This window comes from Ensifer sp. LC11, assembly GCF_001695835.1.
Classification (GTDB): Bacteria; Pseudomonadota; Alphaproteobacteria; order Rhizobiales; family Rhizobiaceae; genus Ensifer.
In genome coordinates this window covers 19601-43232 of sequence record NZ_MBSO01000032.1, presented here as the reverse complement: position 1 = coordinate 43232, position 23632 = coordinate 19601, and the positions used below count along the sequence as shown (strand labels likewise).

Below are 23632 nucleotides of genomic sequence, written 5' to 3'. Positions count from 1 at the left end.
CCTATTGCGTTGCCAGATTGGCTTCGGCCTTGATCACGTCGCCGGGCAGGACCGGCGTGTTCTCATCCGCCGCAACTTCGGTCGGCTTACCGTCGCGCTCGCGAATGATCGAATAGGTAATGGCGGCCTCTGCCGTGTTGTCTTTCATTTGCGCCGCTTCAGCCGATTGCAGCAACGCTTCGGCCATTAGGTCGCGGCTGGTACCGAGCTTGATGGATAGCGTATCGAGCTCGGCCTCGGTGTTTTGCAGATCCTGCGCCAGCTGAGCGTCCCAGTCGTTGCGCAGATTGGTGTCGTCCTGCGCCGCCTTGCTGACGTCCTGCTTGGCCTTGAGCGAGGCCGTGTCGATGTCGAGCACTGCCGCCTGCAGTTCAGCCACCCGCTGCTCCAGCTGCAGCTTGCGCTGGCTAAGCGCCAGCCCCTTCTCGGCCAGCCCCTCGATTTTTTCGCGATCTTCCATCACCAGTTCGAGCTGGCGGTTCTGGGTATCAGATTTTTTCGCCAGCGACTGGATCTCGCTCTCGAGCAACGACTTCAGATCGGCGAGCGATTTCAGTTGCAGTTTCTGCTTCCGGTCACGGGAGGCCATCAGAGCCGTCTCGTTCGCAAGAAGCTTGTCGATGCCGGAAACGCCCTGGAGGTCCTTTGGCAGTTCGATGCCCCCCTTGTCGGCGATCTCTGCCTGGAGCCGGGCGCGACGAATCAACAGCCTGTTGCGTTCCGCCGTCTGGACGCTCGATTCGCCATGGGCATTGATGTAATCGCGAGCAAAACGCTGGCCGCTTTCCGAGCGACGCAACCCGCCACCAAGGCTCACGGCCTTCAGTACCGTCAGGTTGGGGACGAAAGGATATTCGCCGGGCTTCTGGACCTCGCCTGCAAGATAGACCGGGCGATACTGCGCAAGTTCGACCGAGGCCGACGGACGGTCGCGCAGGCCGAACAGGGTTTGCATCTTTCCGCCGATCGCCTCTCCGACCTCAGTGGTCGTCTTGCCAGCTGCCGGCAGGTCGCCAATAAAGGGCAACGACAATGCTCCGGACGGGCCGACGGTATATTCGCCGCTGACAACCGACCAATCGCGCACGGCTCCCTCGGCCGTTTGCCATTCGGCGACGCGAATCTTAAGTTTGTCCATTGTGCCGAGTTGATACTCCTCGGCCCGAGCCTGAGCGGCGCCGAGCATGACTGCAACCAACAGAACAGCCTGGTGCAGGAAAGACGGCACCGTGCGGGAAATACGGGATCTCCCTATCAAATCGTGCTGTTTCATTTGGACTTTCCGAAATGAAGGCGCCGGCCCCGCGTCCCTATCGGGGCCGCGCGAGGTCAGGGGCGCTGTTTCCTCAGTAGCTGCCGCGCGAAAAGCAAACGGCGGGTATGGTTCTCACAACAATGGAGAAATCGGTCAGCAGCGACCAGTTCTGCACATAGTGCATGTCGAACGCGACGCGTGCCTGGTAGGAGACGTCGTTGCGTCCGCTGATCTGCCAAAGACCGGTGAGACCTGGGCGGGACTGCAGGTAGTAGACTGCAGCGCTGTCATAGAGTTCGAGTTCGTCTTCGACCACCGGCCGCGGGCCGACGATGCTCATCTCTCCGCGAATGATATTGATCAGCTGCGGTAGCTCATCAAGGCTCAGCTTGCGCAGGACGCTACCAACCACGGTCACGCGTGGGTCATTCTGTAGCTTGCGTGTCGCACGCCACTCTTCGTAGGCGGCCGGATTGCTTCTGAGATGCTTTTGCAGGACTCGATCGCCGTCGGCGCGCATCGTGCGAAACTTCAGGCAGCGGAACGACCTTCCATTGTGGCCGATCCGGCGGTGGGCATAGAAGACGCTGCCCCCATCGGAAAACTTGACGAGAGCCATCAGCATCAGAAAGAGCGGGCTCAGGAAAGCGAGCGCCAATGACGCTGCAAGAACATCGAAGCCACGCTTCGAAATTCCGCCCACGGGCGGAAAGACCGCAGTCTCTGCGGCGCTGAAAAACGGCGAACTGGCCGATCTGGTCGCAGACTTCATAGAGATGACTCCATTTACGTTGGCGATTGGTCGGTCTCCCCAGGGAGGGGCCCTTAGCCCACGGCGGGGCGCGCTCATTGCGAAGAATGAACGTCTCGTTAGGATTTGCTTTTTGAAGGCGAAATAATGGCGACCCCGCCTCGGAACGGCAGGCGACGTATATAATCGAATTCGAATATGTAATATTTCTTGGCGGAGATCCTCTATATTATTGAGAGCATAAGTCTCACACTGCACGCTCCGTTGTATTGTTTTCGCGTTTCGAAATTACATTGAGGGAAAAGTGGTGGGAGCTTCGCAGCTTAATGTTTTCTCTCAGCTTCCGGATGCTTGTCTGTGCCACAGGAATTTAGTCGACGCGAATTTTCGTCAAGCAATGCTGCAGTGCATCAAGTTTTCGCGACGCACACATCTCTCCTCTCGACCGGGCAAACTTGTAACAAAAGTTGATCACCGAGCCTTCACGCCGGCAACCGGCGAGCGGTCGCAAATGCTTCGCCCCTACACAAAGTGGAAGAGGCGGCATCCAAGGCCGCGGCCGGCGCGGGGACGAGACCCACGGTCAACTGATTTTGATTCGCGCGTACCTGTTCGAAACGCGACATAAAGATTTTGATGACGTAATGGGCAATCTGCTCGCCGGCCATTGTCGGTTGATGCCGACGACGGTCGCCAATATATTGAAACTCCGCGGAGGAAAGGCCCCAGTTCAGATGATGACTCCAGCGATAGCACCGAGTGCGAGTTGACACCATGTATGCACCACGCGTCTTCGTAAGCATGCTCGGCGCCCTGACGATATTTGCTGTTGTCACCTACGTCCTCAACGGCTCGCTGGTGCCCACTTTGATCCAGACCGCAATCTGTGCCGTCCTGATCCAACTTGGCTACTTCCTCGCCATTATCGTCCTTGTCTGGAAGAAAGCCCGCGAGAGCGAAAGGCAGGCCGCTGAAATGTCGCGATCGCCCGGCGAAGACACAGCGGGCGGCAAGACCGCTCCTCTGAACCGTCCGGGCCATCTTAACCGCTAGCCGTGACGGGCCGGCGGTCTTCACCGGTTCCCAAAAAATGCCCCTCCTTTGACGCGATCGCGACATGATCGCCCGGCATTGTGCGCCGCGCGGCGACGGAAACGCGCCGTGCCGGCCTCATAGCGTTCCTTTGATGGGAACATTGATAGGCTTGTGCGAAGTGAACTGAAGCGCCTCGCCCGAGGCGACTAGCGGTACCGCATCGTCCGCGAGACGCTAGGCCGGAGACCCTTATGACGACTGCCGCAAATATGACGCCTGCTGCAAAGCCAGAGGTCTGCGTTATCATCGCTGCCAAGGATGCCCAGGCAACCATTGCCCGCGCCATCGCATCAGCGCTCCGCGAGCCGGAAACCGCTGAAGTGATTGTCGTCGACGACGGCTCCGCGGACGAGACAGCAACCGCGGCACGGCACGCCGACGATCAATCGGGACGACTGACGGTCATACGCTTCGAGAGCAATCGTGGGCCAGCAGCTGCCCGCAACCATGCGATTTCGGTCAGTCGATCGCCGGTGCTGGCGGTGCTCGATGCGGACGACTTCTTCCTGCCGGGCCGTCTTGGCCGCCTGCTCTGCGAAAAAGACTGGGATTTCATCGCCGATAATATTGCGTTCATGGACGAGGCGGCGGCCAGCGCCGCGCCCGCGGTCATCGACCACTTCCCGCCCCAGCCGCGAAATCTCCATCTCATCGACTTTGTCGACGGCAATATATCGCGACGCAACGCGAGGCGTGGCGAGATTGGCTTCTTGAAGCCATTGGTTCGTCGCGACTTCCTGGAGGGGCACAGCATCCGTTATCGGGAAACACTTCGCCTTGGGGAAGACTACGATCTCTACCTGCGCGCGCTCGCGAAGGGCGCGCGCTACAAGATCATCCATAGCTGCGGCTATGCTGCGATCGTGCGCAGCAATTCCCTGAGCGGAAGCCATCGAACCGAGGATCTCAAACGGCTCTATGAAGCCGATCGCAACGTGCTGGCCGTAACCAGTCTCGACAGAGAAGCAACCGCTGCGATCCGTCGGCATGAGCGGCATGTGCGCGGCCGCTATCAGCACCGGCACTTTCTCGATCTGAAGAACCAGCAGGGCGCGAAGGCTGCGATCGGTTATCTGCTTCGGAAACCTGAGGCGATTGCAGCGGTTACCATGGGCATCCTAGCCGACAAGACCGAACGTTTCCGGCATTCACGCGAAGAACCGATCGGGCTCGGGGGATCAGGAGGGCTACGTTATCTGCTCTCCGATACCGTGAACCGGCCCTGACGGCCGCAGGCGCCGCAACGCTGCCATGGCCGCACGGCTGATCGGCGCTCTCAGAAATAGGCGCGCCGCACTGCCGCCAGCACGTCGTGAAAGCGCTCCTTCCGCTCCGCAAGGCGGGCATCGCTGCTCAATTGCGGCGTCGCCCGGCTCGCCTGCCAAAGTGCGAGCGTCGATGGCGCTGCAAGAAATTGCTTGGCGGCACTGCGTAAGAAAGTCTGCCGAGGCTCTCTTGTCGCTACGATCACGTCATCATCGACTGACCGCCGGTTCGGGTGTCCTGGCGATGTTTGCGCCTCAAAGCCCATGCCCCAGAAGCGCGTACCCTTGATGATGGCTTCGGTCCGGCTCGAGACCGGTACGTGGCGCGGTTGATAGGCAACGCCGACGGTTTTCGCCCAATCGTTCCATTTGAAACTGTTGATGCCGTCTGAGGTCGTCACCGCCACCCACGGCACGCGGAAAGCGTCCGCAAGGATCGCGCCGTGCATTGATTCCGCAACAATGAACTCGGATTGCGCGATCTCGCGGATCACGCTTTTTGCATCGCCGCGGGGGTCGATATAGTTGAGACCGACCGTGCCGCAGGTGACGGGCCACATGCCGGCGATCGCACTTTCCCAATGCGGAACGAAGCTGCGTTTATGGAGCTTCGGCAAGTTCTGGAACTCCGGCATGTCCGCGACCATGACGGCCGGATCAACGATGCCGCGTTCCGGCGGAAGCCCGACTTTTTCGGCCGTCAGCGGACCACGCACGCAGCGGAGGTCCCATTCCGCAGCGTTTCGCATATCCGGCAACGTGCCGTAACCGTAGCCGCTGCCGATCACGAGCTTTCGGATGCCGTCCGGCAACAGCGCCCGGTTGAGGACGGTGCCGACGCCGACCAGCAGGATGTCCTCATGAACATCACGGAAGCCCGGCAGCAGGAAATCCCATAGCCAGAGATTGAGGTCGTCGCCGAAATTGCCGTGCTGGGATTCCCAGTAATAGGGTTTCATAAGCGGTCCCTTCTTTCAGAATGCGAGATATCGGAAGCCGCGTCCGACGGCCTGTTGTTCCTCCACAAAGGAGTTTCTGTTCGGATCAGCGCGAACGGGATAATTTTCCAGCGGCAAGCGCCAGCGCGCTTCGCAACAGCTTCGGATCCCTGAGCACCCAGCGCGCTAGCAACTGAAACTGCGGCGGCTTGCGCCGCTTGAGCCGCCGCGCTTGGCTCCAGAGCGCCTGACGGCGCGCCGTATGCTGGTAAGAGCGGATAGAGGCGATCGCCGAAGGCTCGCGCGAAAAGCGGCGCTCAAGCGTTTCCAATGCAACGAAGGTGTTGAACTGCTGCTGTAGGAACTGCGGTGAATCGTTGTCGATCGAATGGAAGATGTTGATCCCCTCGCCGCGCTTAGCGCCAGGCGCATCGCACAGCACCACACGTTTGGCAGCCAGAATACAGTCGCAGAAGAACAGGACATCCTCCGCCGCCAGACGCAGTTCCGCGTCGAAACGGATCGTCTCGAATAGACTGCGACCAATCACCATCGACGAGAGATGCAGGAAGCTCCAATTCCGAAGCATCACGTTGGATAGGTCCGGGATCTCAACGACAAGCGGCCTCTCCTGCAACCGGACAACGGTATCGCTCGCCTCAAGGTCGGCAACACCGAAGTGGTAGTAGAACGCCTCGCTGCCGGTGATCGACGCCCAATAGCAGTCGGCACCAAAACCGTTCATGCTCTCGACGGCATTCTTGAGATGATCGTCGGTCCAGACATCGTCGGAATCGAGGAACGCTGCGAACTCGGCATCGAGCGGAACATGGTCGAGCCCGGTGTTGCGGGCGCCACCGGGGCCCTTGTTTGCCTGCCGGATCACCGTCACACGCGCGCGCTCGTCGTCGGCAAGCGGCTTCAACTCCTCATCGATCGAATAGGGAGATTGATCGTCTATCACCAGGACGTGGAAGTCCTGAAAGCTCTGGGCAAAGACCGACGCGAGCGCGCGTCGAAGAATACCAGGCTCCTTCTGATAGTAGGGAATAATAACAGTCAGCTTCGCCATCTTTTCGCCCCTGCGGTTTCTCTAAAAGAGTCTTGCTTGGTCCCTTCCCACCGCGGTTCGACCTCAAGTCTAGCGCTTGTCCTTTGTCGGAAATCCTTCAAAGGCATCACAGGATGCTCACAATGCCTTCAAACGTAAACGCCAAGTCTGTGACTCGGAATGTCGGCTGGAGCGTCCTTTCAAAGACAGGCACATTCGGGCTGAAATTTGTCACCGTGCCGATTCTGGCGCGTATCCTGACCCCGGAAGAGTTCGGAACCGTTGCGGTCGCGCTGACCGTCGTGCAGTTTTTGGCCATGATCGGCGGCGCTGGTCTTGCATCTGCGCTGATCATCCAGCGCAACGAGGATATGAGCCTCATACACTCCGCCTTCTGGGCCAATCTTGCTGTCTCGCTCCTGATGGCGCTCGGGCTTTTCGCCTTCGCCGATCCGCTCGCAAACCTGCTTGGCGCTCCGGAAGCGGGCTATCTGCTGCGGATCATGAGCCTTCTCATTCCGCTCCAGCTTGCGGGCGACGTCGCCTATTCGCTGCTGGCCCGGCGCATGAATTTTAGCAAGGACGCGATCTGGACCATGCTCTCGGAGATCCTGGGCGCGCTCGTCGCGGTCGGCGCGGCACTTCTGGGGTTCGGGGTCTGGTCGCTGCTGGCGCAGCTCTTCGTTTCCGCAGTCATTCGCCTCGCCGGGCTCTATGCCGTATCCGGCTATGTCCCCCGGCTCGTGTTTTCCCCGCGCCGCGTGCTTTCGCTCAGCCGGTTCAGTTTCGGCATGATGGGCGCCGAGATCGCCAATTTCATCACCTTCCAATCGCCGATGGTGGTCATCAGCCGCTATCTCGGGCTCTCGGATGCGGGCGCCTACTCGGCCGCAAACCGGTTTTCCAGCATCCCCAACCAGATCGTGCTCTCGGCGGTCATGGGCGTGCTCTTTCCTGCCTTCAGCCACATGGGCGAGGATCGCCAACGGCGTTCGCAGGCGCTGCTGCTCAGCACACAGGTCACGACGGTTCTTCTGGCGCCAATGATGTTTGGTCTTTGGGCGCTTGCGGAACCGGCGATGCTCGTGCTCTTCGGCCAGCAATGGGCCGCTGCCTGGCCGGTGCTGGGACTGCTTGCCTTGTCTAAGGGACTGCTGACGCCCTGCAGCACCTATATCCCCTATCTCAAAGGCATTGGCCAAGGCACGATCCTCTTCTGGTGGGCCTTGATCCGCGCCATTGCGACCACGGCCGCCGTAGCCTATGGCGCGATTGGCGGCTCGCTCGTTGAGGCAATGATTGCTCTCTGCCTCGTCAATCTCGTGACGCTTGTCGGCTATTCCTGGGTCGTCTTCCGCGCCGACCACCTGCCGTTCCTGCGTGGCTTCCTGGTTTCGGTCAGACCGCTGGCGTCCGCTTTCGCGATGGCCATCGCTGTCAGGCTGCTGCTGCAGTTCTATGGCTCATATCTTCCAAACCCGTTTCTCCAAGTCCTTGCTGGGACCGCGATCGGTTCGCTGATCTATCTCGCCCTGGTATTCCTGACGGAGCGGCCACTACTGGCAAAGCTTCGCGACATGGCGCGCAGCCGCGGCGCGCCATCCTCCGTGCGCGCCACAGCCGAGTAGTCGTCGTATGACACACGGGGAAACTGCCTCACCCTCGCCGCATTTCGGCACGGAAACTCGCGGACACCATCTCTCTGGCTGATTGAGAGAAAGAAAAAGCACACACGTTTTCAGTGCGAAACGGCCGCCGGCACAAGCACAGGCATCATAATTTCAGCTTCCGGTTATTTACCATAACCAACGGGGAAGACAGTCGTTTCCTGCCGCCCCGGCCCTCACCTAGGCCTATTTTCCTAGGCCGACCAGGGACAAGGATGTCGCAGCGCAGCAAACGGCGATCGATTCGTTTGCTGCGGCGCCATATTTTCATCCGCGCCCGGGCCTAGCCTACGGACTGCGGGCTCTGGTCTGCTCTGTTGAAACGGCCGCCTCAAAACGTGCTGCCAGATAGGGGTGACGGACATCGTGGATGTGAACGCGAACATCTCGTCGCGGATTAATCTAATGCGCATCGTACTGATCTCGGGCATCGTGTTCGTGCACGTTCCCTATGATCCGGCGACCAGTCCCTATGCCGGCAATTACGGCGGCTTCGATTGGCTACGCGTTTTCCTGGGCGACAGCCTCTTTCGTGTCGGTGTCCCGTGTCTCAGCGCCATCTCCGGATATCTTCTGTTTCGCCGTGGTCTCGACCGTTTCGACTATCGCAAAACGCTGAAAACCAAGGCGCGAACGGTTCTGTTGCCCTTCCTGCTCTGGAATGGAGCGTTTCTCGCGCTGGTATTCGTTGCTCAGGGCGAGGAGATCAGCTCGGGCTATCTGCCCGATGTCGCCGATGCGAACGCGCGCGAATGGTTGACCCTGGTCTTTGCGCTTGAAGGCATGCCGATCAATCTGCCGCTCTACTTCTTGCGCGATCTGCTGCTCTGCATCGTGCTTTCGCCGGCACTTGCGTGGTTGATCAAGCGCTATCCGGCGCAAACGCTTGCGGTGCTTTTGGTCTATGTCGTTTTGCCGTTTCCGAATGGGATTTTCCTGAAGAAATCGATCCTGCTCGGATTTAGCGCTGGCATTTACCTCAGCCTGCATGAGGTCGACATTCGCCGTTTCGACCGGTTCTCCTGGGCGATTGTCGTTGCGTTTATCGCCGCCGCGCTGCTGCTCTCTGCCCTGCTCTATCAATACGGTCCGGACTTTCCGATATGGCTCGATATGCTGCGCAGCCTGACAGCGCTCTTCGGCATCGCCGGCTCCTGGGCCGTTTCCGCGCTTCTTGTTCGAACGAGCATCGGGGCCTCCCTGGCCCGCGTCGGTGGGCTCAGCTTCTGGATCTTCTGCACGCACTTCCCGCTGCTGGTCCTTTTCTGGATGATCTGGAACCGGATGGATGTCGCGTATTATCCAACCTTCTACTGCACGGCTCCATTCGTCGCGATCGCGACGCTTGCCTGTGCCCACGCCCTCGCCCGGCGCTGGCTCCCAAACGTGACCGCTATTCTCACCGGCAGCCGGACCGGATCCACCCTCAAGGCAAGTGAGCGAGCACCGACCGTTCGCTCCGAGCCGTCACCTCAACAAAGGACCTGACCATGAGATCTCCAAGACCTCACCGCCTCGCCCTGCTCACCCTGTTCACAGTCGGCCTTTCCGGTTCGGCGCTCGCTGAAGGAACCGGTTCGGCCACGTCCTTCCTCGATAATTTCGACACGCTCGACACGTCCGTCTGGTACGTCTCGGACGGCTGGAACAATGGCGCACACCAAAACTGCACCTGGTCGAAGAACCAGGTGCGGGTCGAGAACGGTATTGCGGAACTGACTTTTCAGGAAGGAAAGCTCGGCGAGCGCAACTACACCTGCGGTGAAATCCAGACGCGCAAGCGCTTCGGCTATGGCACCTACGAGGCGCGCATCAAGACGGCCGACGGCTCAGGGCTGAATTCGGCGTTCTTCACCTATATCGGTCCGGCCGACAAGAAGCCGCATGACGAGATCGATTTCGAGGTCCTCGGCAAGAACACGGCAAAGGTTCAGATAAACCAATATGTCTCGGCCAAGGGCGGCAACGAGAAGCTTGCCGACGTGCCGGGCGGCGCCAATCAGGGCTTCAACGATTACGCCTTCGTCTGGGAGAAGGAGCGGATCCGCTACTACGTCAATGGCGAACTCGTGCACGAGGTCACCGATCCCGCGAAAATCCCGACCAATCCTCAGAAGATCTTCTTCAGCCTTTGGGGCACCGACACGCTGACGGATTGGATGGGCACCTTTGCCTACAAGGGGCCTGCAACCATGCAGATCGATCGCATCGCCTTCACCGCGCCGGGAGGGGATTGCCAGTTCGCAGAGTCGGTCGCCTGCCGAACGAACTAGGCGTCGATCGGGAACCGCCTTCGCGGCCGACGCCGCAAGCGCAAAATTTTGAACCATGTTCGGCTCGAGCCGAGCAGAAAACCGGATATACATGCTGCAGATACTCTATTTCGCCCAGGATCTTGCCGACCCCGCCGTTCGTCGGCGCGTTCTGATGCTGCTTGCCGGTGGTGCAAGGGTCAGGGTCGCGGGGTTCCGACGGGGAGCCAATCCGCTTGCGACCATCGAAGGTATCGAGCCCATCGAGCTCGGTGTCACCCATGACGGGCGCTTTTTCCAGCGGATCAGCGCGGTCGCCAGAAGCCGCCTCTCGCTCAAGCAGTCACTGCGCAACGTTGAACGTCCGGATCTGATCATTGCCCGCAACCTCGACATGCTGGCTGTTGCCAGCAAGGCAGTCGATCTCCTCGGCGGTGACGTGCCTATCGTCTACGAGTGCCTCGACATTCACCGCCTTCTCCTGCGGCCGGATATGATCGGGCGGACGCTTCGGGCGAGCGAAGCATTCCTCGGCAGGGACGTTCGGCTGCTGATCACCAGTTCGCCGGCCTTCGTCGAGCACTATTTCCGCCCGCTGTCCGGGATCTCGGCGCCGATGATGCTGCTTGAGAACAAGGTGCTCGAACTCAATGAAGAAACCGCGCGGCCATCGGTTTCGCCCGCAGTGGCACCTGAGGATGGTCCGTGGCGGATCGGCTGGTTCGGCGCATTGCGCTGCCGCAAGTCGCTGGCACTGCTATCGGCCTTTTCCCGCAGAATGGAGGGGCGCTTCGAGATCGTGCTGCGCGGCCGGCCGGCCCATTCCGAGTTCGACGACTTCGACGGCTTCATCGGCAATGAGCCGTTCATGCACTTCCACGGGCCCTACCGCAGCCCCGAGGATTTGAACGCGATCTATGACGACGTGCACTTTACCTGGGCGATCGACTTCTTCGAGGAAGGCCAGAATTCGAAATGGCTGCTGCCGAACCGGCTCTACGAAGGTTGCCGCTTCGGGCGGGTGCCGATCGCGCTGCGTGGTACCGAAACAGCGCGGTTTCTCGCGATACGCGGGCTTGGCATGTTGCTTGACGAGGCCGAGCCGGAAGCGCTCGAAGCTCTTTTCAGCGCGACAACGTCGGAACGCTACGTGGACGCATCGAGGCGAATTGCGGCTTGCGCGCCGGAAACCTGGATTTTCAGCCGCAGTGACTGTGCGGATCTTGTCAGACGCCTGGCCGCTGCAACCTCGGCTCCATCCTTAATGGCATCAAAGCTCTCGCCAACGCCCCGAAACACCGCAGCTCCCCAGAACGAAGGTGGATTGTCATGAGCACGAATACACCGGTCTCGACACGAACCCTCATCGTCATACCCTGCCTCAATGAGGCAGAACATCTGGAGGGACTCGTCGAAACGCTGCAACCGGCGGCAACACGCCTCAACGGCGCTATCGTGGTCGTCGATGGCGGTAGCACCGACGGCACCCGCGATATCGCAACGCGCCTCGCCCAGACGGACCCGGTGGTTCTTGCCCTCGACAACCCCAAACGCATCCAGAGTGCCGCGATCAATCTCGCCGTCGCCCGCTTCGGCGCCGCCTTCGACTATCTGATCCGTATCGACGCCCACGGGACCTATCCGCAGGACTATTGCGAGCGCCTCGTCGAGGAGGCGCTTCAAACCGGCGCCGATTCCGTCGTCGTGGCGATGCAGACCGTCGGCTTCACACCGTTCCAAAAGGCGACCGCCTGTGCCCAGAACTCCAAGCTCGGCAATGGCGGCGCAAAACACCGGCTTGGCGCGACGAGCCACTGGGCCGACCACGGCCATCATGCGCTGATGCGGATCTCCGCTTTTCAGGCGATCGGCGGTTATGACGAAATCTTCAGTCACAACGAAGATGCCGAATTCGATTATCGCTTTCATCAAGCCGGTTATCGCATCTGGATGACAGACCGGACCAGCATGGTCTACTACCCCCGCGCAAAGGTTGGCCCGCTCTTTCGCCAGTATTTCGCCTATGGCCGTGGGCGCGCGCGCAACGCCCTGAAACATCGCGCCTGGCCGAGCTTGCGGCAGCTTCTGCCGCTTGCGGTTGCACCAGTTGCGATCGGCGCGCTGCTGGCCGTCATAAGCTGGCTCGCGGTCCTGCCCGTGGTCCTCTGGGCCGCCGCCTGCATCGGCTATGGCATCTGGATGGCACTCGGCCAGAAGAACCCCTATGGCCCGCTCGCTGCTCTTTCGGCGATGGTCATGCATTTTGCGTGGTCGGCTGGCTTTTGGCGCGAATTGCTCGCGTCGCGCAAGCGCGGGGTGATGCCATGACCATGACGTATGCCAGAACGCAGATCGATATAGCCGTCTGCACCTTCCGCCGGCAGGAGCTTGCGGAAACGCTGCATTCCCTCGCCCTCCTTGCCGTCCCTGATGATGCTGACATCCGCATCATTGTCGCTGACAATGATGCGACGCCGAGCGCTGAAGCGCTGGTCGACCAGATGCGCCCGACCACACCTTTCGAGATCCTCTATCTGCACTGCCCGGCATCGAACATCTCGATCGCCCGCAACGCGTGCCTCGACGCCAGCCGCAATCACTATCTCGCCTTCGTCGATGACGACGAAACGGTGTCGAGGACCTGGCTTGCGCAACTGATCGAGACTGCCCGCGCGACGGGCGCCGATGTCGTGCTCGGTCCGGTTCGCGCCGAATATACGTTGTCGGCGCCGAATTGGATGCGCCGCGGCGACTTTCACTCGACCCGTCCGGTCTGGGTCAATGGTGAGATCCGCACCGGCTACACCTGCAATGCCTTGCTCGACCTCACCCGCCCGGTCCTCTCGGGCAGGCGGTTCAATCTGGCATCAGGGCGCTCGGGCGGTGAAGATACGGAGTTCTTCCGCCATATGCATGCGGACGGCGGACACCTTGCCTATGCGCCAGACGCCCTGGTCTTTGAACCGGTCCCCGAAAAGCGGGCACGGCTCACCTGGCTCGCGAAGCGTCGCTTCCGATCCGGACAGACCCATGGCCGTCTCTTGAGCGTGCGGGGTCAACCCCGCAAGCGAATGGCCGAGATTGCCCGCGCGACGGCGAAATCCGGCTACTGCGCGATCGCAAGCCTGCTTCTTGCGGGATCGCCGATCGCGCGCTCGCGTTACGCCCTGCGCGCAGTCATGCACGCCGGCGTCGTCAGCGGGCTCCTCGGGGTGCGCGAACTTCAGCAATATGGAGCAGCGACCGCCTGATGACGCGATCCGCCCCCGACGTCAGTTTTGTCATCGCGGCATTTAACGCGGCCGCCACCGTCCGGCGTGCCATCGACAGTGCACTCGCACAGGAGGATGTCGATGTCGAGGTGATCGTCGTCGATGATTGCTCCAGCGACGACACCTGCGCCGTGGTTGAAGGGATCGCCGATCCGCGCTTGAAGCTGCTGCGACTGACCGAGAACCGCGGGCCGGGCGGGGCCCGCAACGCCGGGCTCGATGCCGCCCTTGGCACCTGGGTTGCCATCCTCGATGCCGACGACACCGTCAGCCCGCGACGGCTCGCGCGCATGATCGGCCTGGCATCCACTGCCGACGCCCAGATTGTCGTCGACAATCTCGATGTCGCGAAGCTGGACGGCCGGGTGGAGCGCATGTTTCCCGACGCTCTGCTTGCGCGCCATCGGACCATGACGCTTGCGGCCTTTATCGGATCCAATGTGCTATTCCGCTCGACCTATAATTTCGGCTACATGAAGCCGGTGTTCGAGCGTCGTTTCCTGAACGGCCATGGGTTGCGTTTCGCGGACACCGTCCGGATTGGCGAGGACTACATTCTGCTCGCCTCGGCGCTTGCCCTTGGCGGACGCTGCACTGTCGATCCCTGCGCTGGGTATTGTTATCACATCCGCGAGGGCTCGATCTCGCGTGTGCTCGAACTTCGCCATGTCGAAGCGATGATCGGCGCTGACAGGGTATTCCTTGCCAATCACACGATAGACCCGAAGGCGATGGCGATGCAGCGCCGCCGCGACAAAAGCCTTCGGGAGGCGCACGCCTTCCTGAGACTCGTCGATCATCTGAAATCCAGATCTCTGGTGAGTGCCGCCCAGGTGGCGCTCTCCAGTCCCGCAGCGCTTCGACATCTCAAGATGCCGATCGCCGTGCGATTGCGCCGCCTGCTGGCGCCACTTGCACGCATGAAGTCCGCCACACCGGTGGCGGCTGAACGATCCACCTCGGGCGAAAGCCCGCACGCAAGTAAAGGATAAAACCATGGACCGTATCAGGACCGTCAGGAAAGCTGTGATCCCGGTCGCCGGCAATGGAACGCGGTTTCTACCCGCGACAAAGGCGATACCGAAGGAGATGTTGACGATCGTCGATCGTCCGGTCGTGCAATATGCGGTTGATGAGGCCCGCCAGGCGGGCATCGAGCACATCGTTTTCGTTACCAGCCGCAACAAGCAGGCGATCGAGGACCACTTCGACGATGCGCCGGAGCTCATCTCGTCGCTGACACGTTCCGGCAAGAGCGCCCAGATTTCCGAACTGGAGCAGATGTTGCCGCGCGCGGGCTCCGTCAGCTTCACGCGGCAGCAGGCCCCTCTTGGCCTCGGTCACGCCGTCTGGTGCGCGCGCAACCTCATCGGCGACGAACCCTTCGCGCTGCTTCTTCCGGACATGCTTTGCTACGGCCAGCGCGGCTGCATGGCCGGTCTCGTCGACCTCTATCGGCAGACCGGCGGCAACGTCGTCGGCGTGGAGCAATGCGCGCCGGAAGACGCATCGAAATATGGCATCGTCGGCAAGGGTGCCACCGTTCCCTACGGTTTCGAAGTCACGCAGATGGTAGAAAAGCCGCGCATTGGTGAAGCGCCTTCCAATTTTTATCTGAATGGCCGCTACATCCTGCAGCCGCAAATCTTCGACATTCTCGCCCACCAGCAAAAGGGCGCGGGCAACGAGATCCAGTTGACCGACGGAATGCTGAAACTCTCACAAAATCAAGCGTTTCATGCCCATCCTTACGACGGTCGCACGTTCGACTGCGGCTCGAAGGAGGGCTTTGTCGCCGCCAACGTCGCCTTCGCGCTCGCACGCGAGGATCTCGGTGAGACGGTCTACGCATCGGTCAAGGACATGGTCCTGTCTCATGAAGGCCGCATCCGCGCGGCATAACTGGCTAAGGCGTCCCTCCCCAAGGGGGCGCCAGCCTTCAGACTAAAGTGAACGGACAGAGCGCTAATGAACCAAAGAAGCCTCCCCTTCAACAGCGGCGGACCGCGAAACGCGGAGGAACCCGATGGCTTCATCGACCTCGACCGCCTCTTCTCGGTCGTCGTTCGACGCGCCCGGATGGTCGGCCTGTTTGTGGCGCTCTTCGTCGGGCTCGGCATCGCGTACCTGATTTTCGCAACGCCGTTGTACACGTCGGCGACGCAGATCCTGCTCGACGAGAACCTGTCGAAGTTTGCCGAGGAACAGACAACGCCGCAAAATGCCCAGTTGCTCGACACTCAGATTGCGAGTGCCGTGGAGATCTTGAAGTCGGGCGAACTTGCCTTGCGCGTTGTCGACAAGATGAACCTTGCCGACAACGACACCGTCCTCAATCCGCCGCGCTCGGCCTTCGATGTCGCCAAGGATGGGCTGAAGTCCGTCGCGGGCCTTTTTTTAAGCGGGCCGGAGATTTCCGAGGATATGGCCCGCAATGGCCGGCGGCAAAAGGCAGCAGCACTGCTACAACAACAACTGGCTGTCGAACGCGTGACGCGGAGCTCTGTTATCTCGCTGGCCTATCGCTCCAGTGATCCGCAACTGGCTGCCGGCATCGTTCACACCTATGCAGACGCCTATCTCAACGATCAATTGAACGCCAACTTCGAGGCGACGGAACGTGCGTCCGTGTGGCTGCAGGAACGCCTGGCTGACCTTAGGCAGCGCGCGCAGGCCGCTTCGCTCGAGGTTGAAAAATACCGCAGCGAGAACGGCCTGACGCTTGCCAGGGGCGAGCTGATGTCGGAGCAGCAGCTTGCGGATCTCAACAGCCAGCTGATCATCGCCCAGGCCGATACCGCGAGCGCATCCGCGCGTTACAAGCAGTTCCAGGCAATCATCGACCAGGGCCCGGAGACTGCCGTCAAGAACGCGACGATTTCCGCCAAGGAAGGCGACAACTCGGTCATTAGGGACCTGCGGACCCGCTATCTTGCCGTTAGCAAACGTGAACAGGAGGTGACACAGAGCTTCAGCGCCGATCATCCCCAGGCGGTGTCGCTGCGCAAGGAAAAGACCGACATCAGCCGGCAGATTTTCCAGGAGTTGCAGCAGCTCACGGCGAGTTACCGAAACGAATACGAAGTGGCGCGCTCCCGAGAGGCGTCGCTGCGCGAGAACATCGAAGGCACCACCGGCCGAAACTCCGATGCGAACCTTTCGCTCGTGCATCTGCGTGAGCTCGAGCAGAAGTCGGCGGCGCTAAAGACGCTCTATGAGACCTATCTCAACCGCTATGAACAGGCCTCCCAGCAGCGCTCGTTCCCGATCGCCAAGGCAAGAGTGATATCGACAGCCGGCGTTCCCGCCTCGCCTTCCAGCCCGAAGAAGACGTTGGTTCTGGCGCTTTCGGCCGTGCTTGGCCTGATGGCAGGCGGCGCCTTCGCCGCTTTCCAGGAGTTTCGCGAGCGAACCTTCCGGCTGGAAAGCGACGTGCGCTCGATCCTCGGCCACCGATCCTTTGGCTACGTGCCTCTTATCGGTGCGGGTCAACCAGGTGCCGCGGATCTGGTTCGCGCCAAGCTGATGAAGAACAGGGTGCCGCAACCACCGGCGCAGGGCGCCATGCCCTTCGAACGCCTCAGCCGCATCGTGCTCGACGCGCCCCGCTCGTCCTTCGCGGAAACGTTCCGAAATGCGAAACTCGCCTGCGACCGGATCTTGAACGGCAACGGCTCGCGGGTGATCGGCATCGCTTCGGCCGTACCGGACGAGGGCAAGTCGATCGTTGCGGCAAACTTTGCGGCGCTTCTTGCCGCGAGCGGCAAGAAGACCCTGCTGATCGACGCGGATATCCGCAGGCCTGGGCTCAGCAAGATGATCAATCCGGCGCCGAAGTCGGGGCTCGTGGAGGCATTGACCGGCGAATCTTCCTGGCCGGCAGGCATCAAGATCGATCAGCAAACGAAACTTGCGATCCTTCCGGTCGGTGGCGAAGTGTCGGCGAGAAGCAATCCCCATGACAGCCATGAGCTGCTTGCGTCCCCGGCCATGGCCGAGCTCATCGACAATGCCCGCAAGTCCTTCGACTACGTGGTTGTCGATCTTGCGGCTCTGGCCCCGGTCGTCGATGCCAAGGCCTTTTCGCCGCTCGCCGACGGTTTCATCTTCGTTGCCGAATGGGGACGGACACCGTCGCGGCTGGTACGCGATCTGCTGACTTCGGAGCCACAGATCGACGGCAAGATCCTTGGTGTCATCCTCAACAAGACAGACATGCAGGAACTGGCGAAATACAGCGACTTCGGCGGGGCCGAGCACTATCGCCATCGATACGAGAAGTACTACCTCGAAAGTTCAGGAATGCACCGCAAGAGCGAGGCCGCCTGACGCAACAACCGCCCGATCCCGATCTCTCGTTCAATCTTTCCAGAAGAGCGGTGTCAGGATGACGAGAACCGTCAGGATCTCCAGACGGCCGAGCAGCATCATGACGGACAGGAGGTAGAGCGCCGGGTCCGACAGCGTCGAGAAATTGCCGGCCGGCCCGATGATCGGGCCGAGCCCGGCGCCGACGTTCGATAGCGCCGTGGCAATGGCTGACGCGGCCGTCATGAGGTCATAGCCCATGGCCCCCATCGCCAGGCTCCCAAAAGCCCAGATGAACATGTAGGCGGTGAAGAACATGAACACCGTGCGCTGCACGTCGATATCGACGAGCGTCTTGCCGTAGCGCACCGTGTGCACCGCGTTGGGATAGATCAGCTTGAACAGGCCGGCGCGGATCGAATTGAAGATGATGATGAAGCGGTAGGCCTTCATGCCGCCCGCCGTCGAGCCGGAGCAGCCACCCATGAAGGTGGCCGCGAAGGCAAGTGCAACGATGAACTCCCCCCAGAGCATGTAGTCGTCGCTGGCAAAACCGGTTGTCGACAGGATCGATGAGACGGTGAAGAACGCATGGGCGAGCGCTTCATTGGCAGCTACCCCGTTGACCAGCCGCTGATAGAGGCTTGCCGCCAGCGCAAGCGCCGTCAGATAGGACAGGAAGACGATGATTTGCGGGTCCTTCAGCGTGTCGAGCCGGCCGCGCACGATGAAGAGGATGAGCACCGAAAACGGCAGGCTGCTCAGCGTCATGAAAAACGTCGCCACCCAGAGGATCGGCAAGCTCTTGAAGTAGCCGAGCGAGGCGTCATGGGTCGCGAACCCGCCGGTCGCGATCGTCGACATTGCATGGTTCAGCGCATCGAAGCGGCTCATCCCCAGATAGGAATAGATGATCGTGCAGGTGACCGTCAGCACGATATAGATCAGGATGAAGGCGCGCGTGAAGGTGACGATGCGGGCAAAGGGCTTCTCCGTCGTATCCGAGGATTCCATCTTGAAGAAGGACATGCCGCCGACCCGGAGATAGGGCATGACGAAGAGCCCGAGGGCAACGATCCCGATGCCGCCCAGCCAGTGCAGCAGCGAGCGCCAGAGGAGGATGCCAGGCGGAGCATGATCGAGACCGGTGATGACGGTCGAGCCCGTCGTCGTGATACCGGAAACCGATTCAAAGAAGGCCTTGGCGAAGTCGAGCTTCAGCGACGACAGCCAAAAGGGCATGGCGCCGACGAGCGAGACGACGATCCAAAGAAGGTTTACGACCAGGAAACCCATCTTGCGGCTGAAAAGCGGCGAGCCGCCCTGCGTTGCGGCAATCGCCAGAAGCGACAGCGCCCCCGTGACGAATGCCGAACCGGCAAACACCTTCCAGTTGGGATGACCGTCTAACAGATCGATTGCTACTGGAAGCAGCATCGCCAGCGACAGATAGAACGCAGCCTTTGCGGCTATGTTGATCGCGGTCTGATAAAGGGGTGCATGCAACGGTCGATCGCCTCAGCGCTTTGCCTAAGACCGAATCAGTCATTCAGCTTTGCGGCATTCAACCTCAAAGACGCGCGATTTGCACCGGCCGCGATCCGAGAATGTCTTGAGGATCGGTCATCAGCTCTTTTGTCCAGCACCTTTTCTTCGACTGGCGCACCAGAACTCGCCCTACAAATGCAGGGTGAGAAGCGTTTACGGCATGCTGCACTGCGGCATATTGCCCATTCAAATCTAACTCACGAAAAGATCAGGGCTTTTGGGCTCAGCAAGTCATCACCTTGACTTAATTCCACGTGTAAAGGCTGCTCATCTTTCCATATGCAACCTTGAGCACAACCGATGACCCCCGCCCGTTTCACCCAATGCCTTCTTGTTCTTCGTTGGACGCCGATCAATCTGGCGAGCGCCCTTCATTGCAACCTGGCCTGGATCGAGGCGATGGAAACCGGTGAGGAAAAGGTCCCGGACGAGCTTGCAACTTGGCTGGAAACGCTGGCCCGCACCCATGAGGAGCTCGGCATCCCTGTCACCTACCGTGGCAAGGGGCTGGAACCTGCAGCGAGCCGTGTTGCACGCCGCTGACCCGATGAAGCGGCGCGGCGGCTGACCTGAGTGGACGTTTGCGCCAGGTCTGCGTCAGTCGGCTTTCTCCGGCTCTATTGCCAAGGCACCCGCCGGGCTTAAAGCGCCACAGCGCCAGAGCCGGTAGGTCTGTTGGGTATCCCAGTCGTAGTAAAAGGCTGCGTCCAACCGTTTCGCCTTGGCGAAATCGCCAAAGACTGCCCGCATGGCAGCGATCGCGCCTTCGCGCTCGCGGTCGTCCACCGGGCAGGCGCGCGCAGTATTGGCAATTCCCCATTCCGTCACCCAGCACGGACGCCCCTGGCCCGCCGGTTCGCAGAAATCGAGAAGCTTCGTGACGACGGACTGGATCGCTGTCGGGTTCTTGCGGGCCGGATAGATATGGATGCCATAGGCGTCGACCAGCTCGTCCATGCCACGGGCCTTCAGGAGCCCGATCATCTCGGCCGGATCAAGACGCTCCATACCCTGGCGGTCTGCTTCCTTTGGCCCCATGTCCGAGAGACCGGCAGAGATCATGGCCGCATCGCGGCTGTTGACGCTCGCCCTCAATTCGTCGCGCGTGATCTTCAGTGCCGCGATGTAATTGTCCAGGCCCTTTTCAAAAGCGGCGCGGTCCGCGAGTTCGCTGATCTTGCGCGGCGTCGTCCTTCCGGGCTTTTGATAGACAGCCAGGTCACCATTGTATCCGGCAAGGTTGATCTCGTTGCCCGGCTCGACCGCGTCAAGGCGAATGCCCAGCGCATCGATACGCCTCAGCGCATCGCCGAGCCCCGCGCGATAACGGTCGAGATCAAGATCCGACAACCGGTTGATATCCCAGATGCGGCCAAGGCCGGATCGGGGGCGCACTGTTTCGGCGTAATAGCTTTTGTTGGCGAGCTGTATTTCAAGCAGAATCCGCAGCCCAAGGCGGTTGGCGATATCAAGCGCCTCGATGCTCTTGTCCACCGGCCGAGACAGGGAGAGACGCACATGCGTGGCGCCGCTGGCGGCAATTTCGCCAAGCACGCGCTCCTGCTCCGCGCGATCGAGCCAGGCAAGATTGAGCCGATTGATGCCGATGCGGGCGGTAGCGGTTTTATCGGCGCGCGCAGATGATGCGCCTGCAAACGACGCGCAGCACGCCAGGGCAACAAAGAGCAGCGCCGATAGCGCTGCCCTCGTTGCCCGACGATTAAAGGCCAACCTGCTTGAGCGCACTTTGGAAGTTCGCCTCGCATGCCGAGTACCGCTCGGTGACCGCCTGAGCATCAATCTTCGAGAGGAAATTGGCGAGATGGGCCTTTTTATCGGCTTCACGGTTCCAGACCGCCGCTTCGATGTAGGGGAAGCCGATGAATTCCAGCATCTCCCGCATGCGGTCGTCGACGGCGATCATCAGCGACGGCGTGCCGGCCTGCATGCCGATGACGCAGCCATGGAACCGCCGCCCGATGCAAAGGTCACGGCTCGATGACCAGGCGCGCCACTGATTGGTGTCGAAGAACACCAGGAGCTCATTCGGCCGCTGCCATTTTTCCTGATGTTTGTACTCGGTCTTGCCGGTGATGCGGCCGCTGGAGCGATCATAGACCGGCGCATTGTCGTCGACCGGAAGCGTGAGATTGTACGCAACCACCTCGTCCTGAATGACGTAGCTCGCGACGCTTTCCGGCTTCAGGAGCGCATGGGCATCGACGATCGTGTCGGCGACACTGCCGAGATAGCCGCCGAGCGCGAGCTTCTGTGCCGAGGCAAGATCAGCATTGGCAAGGGACGTCAGCGAGCGTCGCATCTCGTTCGGCGCAAAGAAGAGCGACGGGCAGCCGGTCGGCTTGACGAACTTCATGCCTTCCTCGCGCAGGAACTCGGCAGTGAAGTAGCCGCGGGTCAGGAAGAAGCTCTCTTTCTTCTTCAACACCTCGAGGAACCGCAAGGTGCCGGCCGGCAGGTTTTCCTTGAGCCCCTCACGCTTCTGGATGCCGATGCCCATCACCAGTACTGGCATCTTCAGCTTCTCGAACACGTCCGCCTCGAGATCGGCGGAATAGCCGGGTCGAAGCAGGTTCGCTGAGGCGAAGACGCACATGTCGAATTCCTTATTCAGGGCTTCGAAGACGTCGTTCGCGCCGCGGCTGTTGACCAGGTGCCAGAACGGCACATAGGTCACGTCATGACCGCGAAGGGCATGGGCCGCGCCTTCGCCAATCAGGTAGTTGCCGGTGTTGGCGATCTTCTTGACCTGGTCGACCAGGTCCTTCTTGCTCCGGATATCATCGAAGTAAGGTTTGTGATGGACCGTCGCACCGGAAACACGCGAGACGGTACGCTGGAGGTAGGAGGGGATTCCGGTGAGCAGGATACGCATCGTTACACCTGATTTTTGGACGGGCCGACGAGAGTTGGCGAAGAGTGAGAGCGGAACGAGGAAACGCCTTCGCGGCCTTCCTCGTCCCGCCCGAACCTGTGAAAATCGATCGCGTTCACGCCTCGGGCCGATCCGACCCAAGGCATCGGCGATTTATTGACCGATACCGATCTCGCGCAGCGCAGAGCGGAAGTTGCGTTCGCGATCGGAGTAGCGGTCGACGAGTTCGGATGCGTTCAGCCCGGCCAGATGGCTGGCGACGAATTCCGCACGGTTTTCAGCTTTTTCGAGTTCCTGCACCTCTACCGACGGCAGGCCGGTAAAGCCCAGCATTTCGCGCATCCGGTCGTCAACTGCCACCATCAGGCTCGGCACACCCGCCTGCATGGCGATGATCGAGCCGTGGAACCGCCGGCCGAAGTTGAAGTCCATATGCGAGGCCCAGGCGCGCCACTGGTTGGTATCGAAGAATGTGCGCACGTCGAACGGCACCTTTTGGCGCTCGGAGCCCGGAAAGGTGAGATCGCCGAGCATCTTTCCCGAGCAGGAGTCAAAAACTCTGCCATCGGCATCCGGCTCGACCTTCATGTCGAAGTGCAGGAACTCATCCTGGATAACATATTGCGGCTTTGCTCCCTCGGGGTTCAGCGCGAGGGCATCGACGATGCAATCGTGATTGGCGCCGAGATAACCTGAAAAGATCGTCTTTGCCTGGCCGATCTTGACGCTTGGCAGCTTCTTCATCGACGCGCGCATGTTGTTCGGCGCGAAGTAGACTGAAGGGCAGCCGGTCGGGCGAACGTACTTGAAGCCCTGGTCCTTCAGGTAGCCGGCCGTTTCGTAGCCACGGGTCAGGAAATAATGTTCGCGGTCCTTGAGCACGTCGAGCAGCCGCTTCGTTCCCTCCGGCAGGCCGGTTTCCAGATCCTTGCGGTTCTGATGGCCGATGCCGAGCATGACGATCGGCATCTTGAGCTTGCTGAGGACATCGGCTTCGGCATCCGCCGAAAGGCCCTTGCGCAAGAGGTTCGCGCAGGTGAAAACGCAGATATCGAAATTGTTGTTGAACTCTTCGAAGCCGCTGCCGTTCTTGTGGCTGTTGTAGAGATGCCAGAACGGGATCTGCTTGGCATGGGGCGCGATGGCACGCAGTGCCCCCTCACCGATCAGATAGTTGCCGGTGTTGCTGATGTTGCGAAGCTCCTGAAGAAACTCGTCCTTGGATTCGGGCTGTTTCTGCCGTTCCGAATAGGAAACCGACAGGCCATTCGCGCCATTGGCGAGGCGCGTGTAATGACCAGGAATGCCCGTCAGGAGGATTCTTGGACGCATGCGTT

At 60.6% G+C, this 23632-nt stretch carries 20 protein-coding genes; 12 read left to right on the top strand and 8 right to left on the bottom strand.

Annotated features, from left to right (window positions below; all coding sequences use genetic code 11):
- Position 1 precedes the first annotated feature (1 nt).
- Both BBX50_RS21015 and BBX50_RS21010 read right to left on the bottom strand, forming a co-directional pair.
- A complete protein-coding gene (locus BBX50_RS21015) occupies positions 2-1273 on the bottom strand; it encodes a polysaccharide biosynthesis/export family protein (RefSeq protein WP_065777274.1) in 1272 nt (423 codons plus the stop codon).
- Between the two features lie 73 nt (positions 1274-1346).
- The gene (locus tag BBX50_RS21010) at positions 1347-2027 is read right to left on the bottom strand and encodes a sugar transferase (protein WP_065777273.1); all 681 of its coding nucleotides are present in this window, start codon (positions 2025-2027) and stop codon (positions 1347-1349) included.
- A 753-nt stretch (positions 2028-2780) separates the two neighbouring features.
- On the opposite strand from BBX50_RS21010, the gene BBX50_RS21000 reads away from it, so the two are divergent.
- A complete protein-coding gene (locus tag BBX50_RS21000; RefSeq protein WP_065777271.1) occupies positions 2781-3059 on the top strand; it encodes an exopolysaccharide production repressor protein in 279 nt (92 codons plus the stop codon).
- A gap of 251 nt (positions 3060-3310) precedes the next feature.
- The gene (locus tag BBX50_RS20995; RefSeq protein ID WP_065777285.1) at positions 3311-4327 is read left to right on the top strand and encodes a glycosyltransferase family 2 protein; all 1017 of its coding nucleotides are present in this window, start codon (positions 3311-3313) and stop codon (positions 4325-4327) included.
- Positions 4328-4377: 50 nt separating this feature from the next.
- Here BBX50_RS20995 and BBX50_RS20990 read toward each other — a convergent pair whose 3' ends face one another.
- Both BBX50_RS20990 and BBX50_RS20985 read right to left on the bottom strand, forming a co-directional pair.
- Positions 4378-5325, bottom strand: coding sequence for a polysaccharide pyruvyl transferase family protein (locus BBX50_RS20990; protein WP_065777270.1), 948 nt, complete (start codon positions 5323-5325; stop codon positions 4378-4380).
- Positions 5326-5410: 85 nt separating this feature from the next.
- The gene (locus BBX50_RS20985) at positions 5411-6376 is read right to left on the bottom strand and encodes a glycosyltransferase (protein ID WP_065777269.1); all 966 of its coding nucleotides are present in this window, start codon (positions 6374-6376) and stop codon (positions 5411-5413) included.
- Between the two features lie 122 nt (positions 6377-6498).
- On the opposite strand from BBX50_RS20985, the gene BBX50_RS20980 reads away from it, so the two are divergent.
- The 9 genes from BBX50_RS20980 to BBX50_RS20940 all read left to right on the top strand — a co-directional run bounded on the left by BBX50_RS20980 (position 6499) and on the right by BBX50_RS20940 (position 17875).
- Positions 6499-7983 carry a lipopolysaccharide biosynthesis protein gene (locus tag BBX50_RS20980; RefSeq protein ID WP_065777268.1) on the top strand — a complete coding sequence of 495 codons (1485 nt, stop codon included), beginning with the start codon at positions 6499-6501 and terminating at the stop codon, positions 7981-7983.
- A gap of 444 nt (positions 7984-8427) precedes the next feature.
- Positions 8428-9510, top strand: a complete 1083-nt coding sequence (locus BBX50_RS20975; RefSeq protein ID WP_274534036.1) for an acyltransferase — start codon at positions 8428-8430, stop codon at positions 9508-9510.
- The gene (locus BBX50_RS20970; protein ID WP_065777267.1) at positions 9507-10295 is read left to right on the top strand and encodes a glycoside hydrolase family 16 protein; all 789 of its coding nucleotides are present in this window, start codon (positions 9507-9509) and stop codon (positions 10293-10295) included. The genes BBX50_RS20975 and BBX50_RS20970 overlap by 4 nt, the downstream gene beginning before the upstream one ends.
- A 91-nt stretch (positions 10296-10386) precedes the next feature.
- A complete protein-coding gene (locus BBX50_RS20965; RefSeq protein ID WP_065777266.1) occupies positions 10387-11607 on the top strand; it encodes a glycosyl transferase family 1 in 1221 nt (406 codons plus the stop codon).
- Positions 11604-12602 carry a glycosyltransferase family 2 protein gene (locus tag BBX50_RS20960; protein WP_065777265.1) on the top strand — a complete coding sequence of 333 codons (999 nt, stop codon included), beginning with the start codon at positions 11604-11606 and terminating at the stop codon, positions 12600-12602. The genes BBX50_RS20965 and BBX50_RS20960 overlap by 4 nt, the downstream gene beginning before the upstream one ends.
- Positions 12599-13525, top strand: coding sequence for a glycosyltransferase family 2 protein (locus BBX50_RS20955; RefSeq protein ID WP_065777264.1), 927 nt, complete (start codon positions 12599-12601; stop codon positions 13523-13525). Before BBX50_RS20960 ends, BBX50_RS20955 begins: the two co-directional genes overlap by 4 nt.
- Positions 13525-14538 (top strand): glycosyltransferase family 2 protein, encoded by a 1014-nt coding sequence (locus BBX50_RS20950; protein WP_065777263.1) that lies wholly within the window; start codon positions 13525-13527, stop codon positions 14536-14538. Before BBX50_RS20955 ends, BBX50_RS20950 begins: the two co-directional genes overlap by 1 nt.
- A gap of 4 nt (positions 14539-14542) precedes the next feature.
- Entirely contained in the window at positions 14543-15448 is a 906-nt protein-coding gene (locus tag BBX50_RS20945) for a UTP--glucose-1-phosphate uridylyltransferase (RefSeq protein ID WP_065777262.1), read from the top strand.
- Positions 15449-15514: 66 nt separating this feature from the next.
- Entirely contained in the window at positions 15515-17875 is a 2361-nt protein-coding gene (locus BBX50_RS20940; protein WP_065777261.1) for a polysaccharide biosynthesis tyrosine autokinase, read from the top strand.
- Between the two features lie 30 nt (positions 17876-17905).
- Here BBX50_RS20940 and BBX50_RS20935 read toward each other — a convergent pair whose 3' ends face one another.
- On the bottom strand, positions 17906-19360 hold the full coding sequence (locus BBX50_RS20935) for a TrkH family potassium uptake protein (RefSeq protein ID WP_065777260.1): 1455 nt from the start codon (positions 19358-19360) through the stop codon (positions 17906-17908).
- 342 nt (positions 19361-19702) lie between these two features.
- Between BBX50_RS20935 and BBX50_RS20930 the strand changes: the two genes are divergently transcribed.
- A complete protein-coding gene (locus BBX50_RS20930; RefSeq protein ID WP_065777259.1) occupies positions 19703-19945 on the top strand; it encodes a hypothetical protein in 243 nt (80 codons plus the stop codon).
- Positions 19946-19999: 54 nt separating this feature from the next.
- On the opposite strand, the gene BBX50_RS20925 is transcribed toward BBX50_RS20930, so the two are convergent.
- From BBX50_RS20925 to BBX50_RS20915, 3 genes are all read right to left on the bottom strand, one after another.
- On the bottom strand, positions 20000-21076 hold the full coding sequence (locus BBX50_RS20925) for a glycoside hydrolase (protein ID WP_083213755.1): 1077 nt from the start codon (positions 21074-21076) through the stop codon (positions 20000-20002).
- A gap of 46 nt (positions 21077-21122) precedes the next feature.
- Positions 21123-22295, bottom strand: a complete 1173-nt coding sequence (locus tag BBX50_RS20920) for a polysaccharide pyruvyl transferase family protein (protein ID WP_065777258.1) — start codon at positions 22293-22295, stop codon at positions 21123-21125.
- A 153-nt stretch (positions 22296-22448) separates the two neighbouring features.
- Positions 22449-23627, bottom strand: a complete 1179-nt coding sequence (locus tag BBX50_RS20915) for a polysaccharide pyruvyl transferase family protein (RefSeq protein ID WP_065777257.1) — start codon at positions 23625-23627, stop codon at positions 22449-22451.
- Positions 23628-23632 lie beyond the last annotated feature (5 nt).